Genomic DNA, 6,438 nt, shown 5'->3' on the forward strand with positions numbered 1-6,438 from the left:
TGTATTTCGGGAGCATTGAGATTGATCGCAGTATATGCGAAATCTGGCTTATTGATGTGCTTCCATAACCAACCCGTTACCGTCCGGTACGTTTTCCCAATATCTCCGGCAAATCCCGCACGAACCGGCCCGCGCCCGCCAGCTGCCGCCGCAGCATGACCCAGTCTTCGGCGCGTTTTCTGGCGTCCAGGCAACGCATCAGCCGCACCCGCAACGCTTTGTCCTGATGATTCAGAATCGCGGCCCAAAGGGTATCGTCGACATTATAAACTTTACCCGGCAGCAGACAGACAGGAATCACTTGCTCAACCGCTACCGCCAGATCGTCAGCAATAACTCGCACCGCCGCAGCAATATTGGTTGCCTTGCTGCTCGCTGGATGCGCCAGATCATACGGCGGCTGCCACTCATTAAGCGGCCGCAAGCGGTCGGCAAAACTCGCCACCACCAGCAACGGCGACGCGCGGCGATCGGTACGCGCCACTTGGATTGCGCGCAATGCATCCAGACAATCGCGTTCCGTCTGCCGGTCCGGGCGGTTGGCCGGGGTAACCCATAAAATCAAATCGGCATTGCCCGCTGCTGCCAGCATTCGCTGACGATCAAACAACGCGCTGTCACATCCCGGGCTATCGAAAATCAGCGCTTGCGTTAACCCCTCGCGCGACAACACAAATGGTTTAAGCGTCTGCGTGGTATCCGGCAGCACATCGGTAGCTGCCGTCAGCGTGCCAAATAATGCATTGATCAGGCTCGACTTGCCCGAGTTGGACCGCCCTAAAACAAGAATGCGCAATGGCTCAATCGCAGGTTTTGCGGTTTCTTCGACCTGCCCCAGATCGGCTTTGGATTCCGGAGTTGGCGCAATCACAAATTCTTCATCACCCAACGGCAAACGGCCGCTATACAGATCGATCGCGTAATAACCCACTTTGCACACATAAGCACGCAAAAACCAGCGGTGCAATTCATCCCTGGCCTGATCGAAACTGCGTTCGCGCAAATGCCGCCAAGCTTCGCTGAGCAGGGCGTTGACCGGATTAATGAGCAGGCTGCCGGCGCGATAAATAGTAAACAGCCGTTCCGCTTTAGCCTTCCAGCGCTGCAAGCGGAACAGATCGCCGATCGTCAGGCGGTTGCTGAACGGTATTTTTTCCGCCACATCCTGACGCAAATCGCGGCTCGCCCGCTCGATAATCAGCAAAGTATGCGGCACGGTCAGTTCCAGCAAGGGTTTTTCGACATCCGGATAATAACAATGCGCAACCGTTTCCAGCGTTTTCTGCCCCAGCTCCATCACCCAGGCGCCTTCCTCGATCGGCCAATCCTGCGGATTGCATGTCTCCGCCAGCGCTTCGACCCGCTGCCAGACGGCATCCGCACTCGGCGGCCAATCCGGATTAGGCTCGGTCGATGAATCCATTAACAATTGCCGCTCCTGCCGCACCAGCCATTGCTGCAAGCCATAGCCTAAACCACCGCAAACCACCAGAGCGATCAACCAATATTGCAAATTGCCGCTTTGCCACAGCCAGAAAAAACCCAATCCCAGCAATGCCAGCAACGGCAACAGCATTAGGATGAATACCAATAACCGCAGCGGATTAACGGCGGACAGCGGCGCTTTCATGTTGATTTCCCCCGCAGACGATCTTTCAGTACCGCAGCGCCGCGCTCCAACTCTTCCGCATAAATCCGCCGTAAGGTATCGGCGTCCACATTCAGACCATCCTTACGCCGCGCAAAGAAATAGATCGCCGCCTTACCCAATGCATACGTGGTCGCGCCGCTGGAACTGGCGCCCCATAACGCACCCGCGGTTTGCCCCCAAACTGGTATGAATTTAGTCACAGCCCGGTTCAACAATCGCGCAAGGTAGCCGGATGCAATACCCGCGCCTGCAAGGCCGAGAAATTCGGTGATCGTGCTTCTATCCCAATGCTGGCCGTACAATAGCGCCAGACTATGCAGCAGTTTCGCCTGCACCGCCGACACCGCGACCAGATCCACCACCGGCAAAGCGCCCAATCCCGCCGCAACCAATGCATAACCGGCAATATGCTGATGCGCGGTGCGCGCGTACAAATCCTGCACTTCCCTGTCACCGCTCAATTGATGCTGCAAACCCAGCGATGTCAGCGACTCAATCGCCTGCCACAAGCCTTCCAGACCGTAATCCGGCGGCGCCAAGCCATCTTCCGGCAGCGTCAAATCGGCTGCCACCCAACGCACCGGCGCGAAACCGGGCAGCAGCTTTAAAGCATCGTGTTGTGCCTGCAAAGCGCGGCGCAAATCCAGCGGTATCGTTTCCGGCAAAGGATCGGCGGCATACGGCCACGGCTGAATATGCCCGCAGCCATCGGGGTAAAGCTCGTGCAAGCCGGTTTGCACGATCAGCAGCGGCCATTCCGGATGACGCCGCCGGATCGCATGCAACACATCGAATACCGCAGCCTGATGAACATCCGCCACTTTCATCACCGCCACCAGCAAATGCGCTTGCGCTTCGCAATAATGCATATCGTCGCCCGGATCGTACGCCACTTCACCCAAACCGCGCGTATCGAGAAAGCGCACCACCGGCATCTCGGCAGGAAAATCATAGAAGCGCGAACTGCGCGTGCACGGCTGAAAACCGTTACCGATTTGCGCCGCCGGGCTGCCGGTCAATGCTCGGATAATCGACGTCTTGCCGGATTGCGTTTTACCCAGCAGCCATAACACCGGCACCGGCATCTTCGCGCGCGCTTCGCGCAACGACACTTCCAGCAACGCCGGATCGACTTTGGGTTCGAGCAGCGCGGTTCGCAGTTGCTCCCAATAATCCGCCCAGTTTTTCAGATCGTTCCAATTCATGCGGTCATCTTATCATCAGTACACCCCGGAATTAAATTTGCCCGGTTGCCGGTAACCGTCGGCCATCTCCAATAAAAGGGGGTGAAAAGTATCCTTTTAGCACACTATCACCGGCTTGCCAGCCTGCTAACATTCCTTTGAATCAGAAATACCAGGAAAAACCTACAGTCGTATCCATAGGGTTAGCCAGTTGTGGAACCGGAAGTTTAATCTCAAAAGAAAGGGAAGAACCGATGAAACAGAATAAGACAATACATAGCGTACTTTCATTAACGGCAGCTACTCTGCTGATAACCACCGCGCCCGGCAGCGCAAGAGCCGGTATGGAGCCGTTTGTCGGTGAAATCAATTACGTCGCTTTTAATTTTGCGCCCGAGGGGTGGTTGCAATGTAATGGACAAACGCTACCTATCAACCAGTACAACGCGCTTTATTCGCTGATCGGCACTACTTATGGCGGTAACGGCAGCACGACTTTTGCATTGCCCGATATGCGCGGTAGAGTTCCTGTGCATCAGGGGCAGCATCCGAGCGGTTCGATGTTCACCATGGGACAAACCAATGGTACGGAAAATGTAACACTGACTATCAATAATATGCCAGCCCATAATCACCCTGCCACAGCCACATCGGTTTCCACTTCGGCGGTTGCGCCGGGCGCCACAGCCACATCGGCATTGAAAGCAGTGAACAGCGACGCCGACCAGAAAAACGCCAGCGGCAATTCGCTGGCCAACGCCAAAGGATTGAATTCGGCGTACTCCGCCACCGCGCCGAATGTCAGCATGAACGCGGCTTCGATCGAAACCACGCTGAACGGGCTCAACATCGTCACCACCACCAGCACCAACGTCAGCATCGGTTCGGCCGGTAATTCCCAGCCATTCTCGATCATGCAGCCGTATACCGTCGTGAACTGCATTATCGCCTGGCAAGGCGTTTATCCGTCACGTCCTTAATTTCAACCGGAATGTACGATTGGATCGCGCTGGTCACGTCCGGGACGAATGGGTTCTCTGCCGGACGTGATCAACCTTTCCAATCCGTTGATGTTATCCGGCAACCTACTGTACCCGTTAAAAAATGATCAAATCTTTTTGGATAATCCTTTGCATCGCAGCCCTCCTGCCCAATGCCTTCGCAAGCGTCACAGCACCTGCAAATGCGCCGCTCAATAACGATCCGGACTTAAAAACCGCGCAAGCGCTGCTTGCATCCGGCGATTATGACAACGCTTTCGGCCAGTATCGCGCCGCTGCCGTGAACGGCAACCATCCGCTGGCGCAATTTACTTTGGCGTTGTTTTACCAGAACGGCTGGGGACGCGCGATCGATCGCAAAGCGGCTTGCGAATGGTTCGAGCAAGCGGCGCAAAACGGCGTTCCGGCGGCGCAGCACATAACTGGCTTGTGCTTCGAGGAAGGCATGCACCGCCCGGCCGATCCGGCAACGGCTGCTCAGTGGTTCCACAAAGCCGCGCAAGCCGGGCATTTGAACTCGTACTGTCATCTCGGCAATCTACTGATGACCGGAAATGGCATCACCAAAGACCCGCTCCAGGCGCTGGCGCTTTGCCGTCCCGTGGCGCTGCAAGGGTCGGTACCGGCGCAAGTCTGGATGGGCAAGTTTTATCTGCACGGCGACTCCACCGTGCGCAATCCCCAGGATGCTTACCAGTGGTTCCTTGCAGCGGCGCAAAAACAATCCGCAGAAGCCTTCCATCATTTAGGCATGATGCTGGATCAAGGCGTGATCGAAAACCCTGATGCGGAGCAAACCCGGCAGCTTTTCGAACAAGCCGCCGCACTTAAATACGTTCCGGCCTATTTCCAAGCGGGCAAACATTTTTTTGCCGCGCAACCCGATGCGGAAACCAATCGGCTCCCGGCGGAGCATCTGGCCAAAGCGTATCTGTGGATCTCCGCCGCAATACAAAGATCCGAAGATACGGAAGAGATTCTTGCCGCCCAATCAATCCGGCAACAAATACTCGCCATCATGCCAAAAACATGGTTGGCCGAACTCGACCGGAAAATTGCCCAGCATTTACAGCGAAATTAAACAGAAACCCGTTGATGAAATCCAATCGCAACGGTTGATTTGCCGTTCTAAAGCACTTAAAGGAGTTACGCAATGACCACTACCAATTTCGACAGCGGTTCGCTAGTCACTAACGATGGCGTTACCTCGGCCACTTATAGCGGGTGGACATTCGGCGCCAGCAGCGCGGTTGATTTCGCAAATGCCAACGCCGCGGAACTTACCGCGCTTCTGAATCAATCCGGCGGACGATCCATTATTTCCAATTATAGCGGCGCCAATGTAACCAATTTCTATTTCAAATCTTCGGATGGCTCCGACTTTCAGCTTAATTCATTTAAGATTGATAATGGCCCGAGTGGCGCTTCAAGTTCCTTGACCATTGCCGGTTACCGGGATGGCGCTTTGATCGTTGCGGCAGAATCAGTCAATTTAACAACCAGCGATGCGGCTGGAAATATCGGTTATACGCAGCAAAGCAACGCAGGGACAGAATATAGCGGATTGCTGACATTTAACTCCGCATTTAATAATGTTGACGAAATCCGCTTCGTATTTGGCAGCGCGGTGGAATTGACCATCGACGATATCGACATTTCCGCCGTGGTGCCGCCGCCGGTCATTACCTCAGCCACCTACGATGCCAGCACTAATTCGCTGGTTGTCACCGGCACGAACATGACCGCCATATCCGGTGCGACCAACGATATCGATGTCTCGAAACTGACATTGACCGGCCAAGGCGGAGCCACCTACACCCTCACGTCATCGAACGTCGAACTCGATTCTGCCACGCAATTCACCGTCGCGCTGAATGCCGCCGATCAGCTTAATGTCGAAGGCTTGCTGAACAAGAACGGCACTTCTTCGGTCGGCGTCACCACCTACAATATCGCCGCAGCGGACGACTGGAATCCGGCGCAAAGCGGTAATGCGGACACCACGGGCAATGGCGTTACCGTCAGCAACGTGCAAACGCCTGCAATCACTTCCGCCACATACGATGCCAGCACCGGCACGCTGACCGTTACCGGCTCGAGCCTGGTCAAAGCCAGCGGCGCAACCAACGATATCGATGCGTCGCTGCTAACTTTCACCGGCGAAGGCGGCTCGACTTACACGCTGACCGATACCAGCGACGTCGAAATTACTTCCGGCACTTCATTCACTGTCACCTTAAGCAGCACCGACAAGGCCGCCGTTAACCAGATCGTCAACAAAAACGGCACCAGCGCTACCGATGCCACCACCTACAATCTAGCCGCGGCGGACGACTGGAACACGGTCATCGGCAACACCAGTATTGCCGATACCACCGGCAACGGCATCACCGTCTCGAATGTCGCAGCACCCGCGATCACCTCCGCCACGTATGACGCCAGCACCGGCGCATTGGCAGTCACTGGCAGTGGCTTGCTGAAAGCCAGCGGTGCCGCCAACGACATCGTCGCATCCAAATTCACGTTTACCGGCGAAGGCGGCGATACTTATACACTGACCGATTCCGCCAATGTCGAAATCACCTCCGGCACGGCATTCAGC

General features: G+C 55.5%; 5 protein-coding genes. 3 read left to right on the forward strand and 2 right to left on the reverse strand.

Going from position 1 to position 6,438, the window contains the following annotated elements:
• Window positions 1-76 precede the first annotated feature (76 nt).
• Together DU481_RS12255 and DU481_RS12260 are read right to left on the reverse strand one after the other, a co-directional pair.
• The gene (locus DU481_RS12255) at window positions 77-1,630 is read right to left on the reverse strand and encodes a GTPase family protein (protein WP_350134897.1); all 1,554 of its coding nucleotides are present in this window, start codon (window positions 1,628-1,630) and stop codon (window positions 77-79) included.
• Window positions 1,627-2,856 carry a YcjF family protein gene (locus tag DU481_RS12260; protein WP_350134899.1) on the reverse strand — a complete coding sequence of 410 codons (1,230 nt, stop codon included), beginning with the start codon at window positions 2,854-2,856 and terminating at the stop codon, window positions 1,627-1,629. Before DU481_RS12260 ends, DU481_RS12255 begins: the two co-directional genes overlap by 4 nt.
• 233 nt (window positions 2,857-3,089) lie before the next feature.
• On the opposite strand from DU481_RS12260, the gene DU481_RS12265 reads away from it, so the two are divergent.
• The 3 genes from DU481_RS12265 to DU481_RS12275 all read left to right on the forward strand — a co-directional run.
• Window positions 3,090-3,815 carry a phage tail protein gene (locus DU481_RS12265; protein ID WP_350134901.1) on the forward strand — a complete coding sequence of 242 codons (726 nt, stop codon included), beginning with the start codon at window positions 3,090-3,092 and terminating at the stop codon, window positions 3,813-3,815.
• 124 nt (window positions 3,816-3,939) lie between these two features.
• Window positions 3,940-4,917, forward strand: coding sequence for a tetratricopeptide repeat protein (locus DU481_RS12270; RefSeq protein ID WP_350134904.1), 978 nt, complete (start codon window positions 3,940-3,942; stop codon window positions 4,915-4,917).
• A gap of 72 nt (window positions 4,918-4,989) precedes the next feature.
• A partial coding sequence (locus DU481_RS12275; protein WP_502889969.1) for a beta strand repeat-containing protein occupies window positions 4,990-6,438 on the forward strand: 1,449 nt, incomplete at its 3' end.

This window comes from Nitrosomonas sp., assembly GCF_040240425.1.
Classification (GTDB): domain Bacteria; phylum Pseudomonadota; class Gammaproteobacteria; order Burkholderiales; family Nitrosomonadaceae; genus Nitrosomonas.

Coding starts and splice junctions, on each gene's coding strand:
- DU481_RS12255 (WP_350134897.1), bottom strand. CDS start 1,630: ATGAAAGCGCCGCTGTCCGCCGTTAATCCGCTGCGGTTATTGGTATTC.
- DU481_RS12260 (WP_350134899.1), bottom strand. CDS start 2,856: ATGAATTGGAACGATCTGAAAAACTGGGCGGATTATTGGGAGCAACTG.
- DU481_RS12265 (WP_350134901.1), top strand. CDS start 3,090: ATGAAACAGAATAAGACAATACATAGCGTACTTTCATTAACGGCAGCT.
- DU481_RS12270 (WP_350134904.1), top strand. CDS start 3,940: ATGATCAAATCTTTTTGGATAATCCTTTGCATCGCAGCCCTCCTGCCC.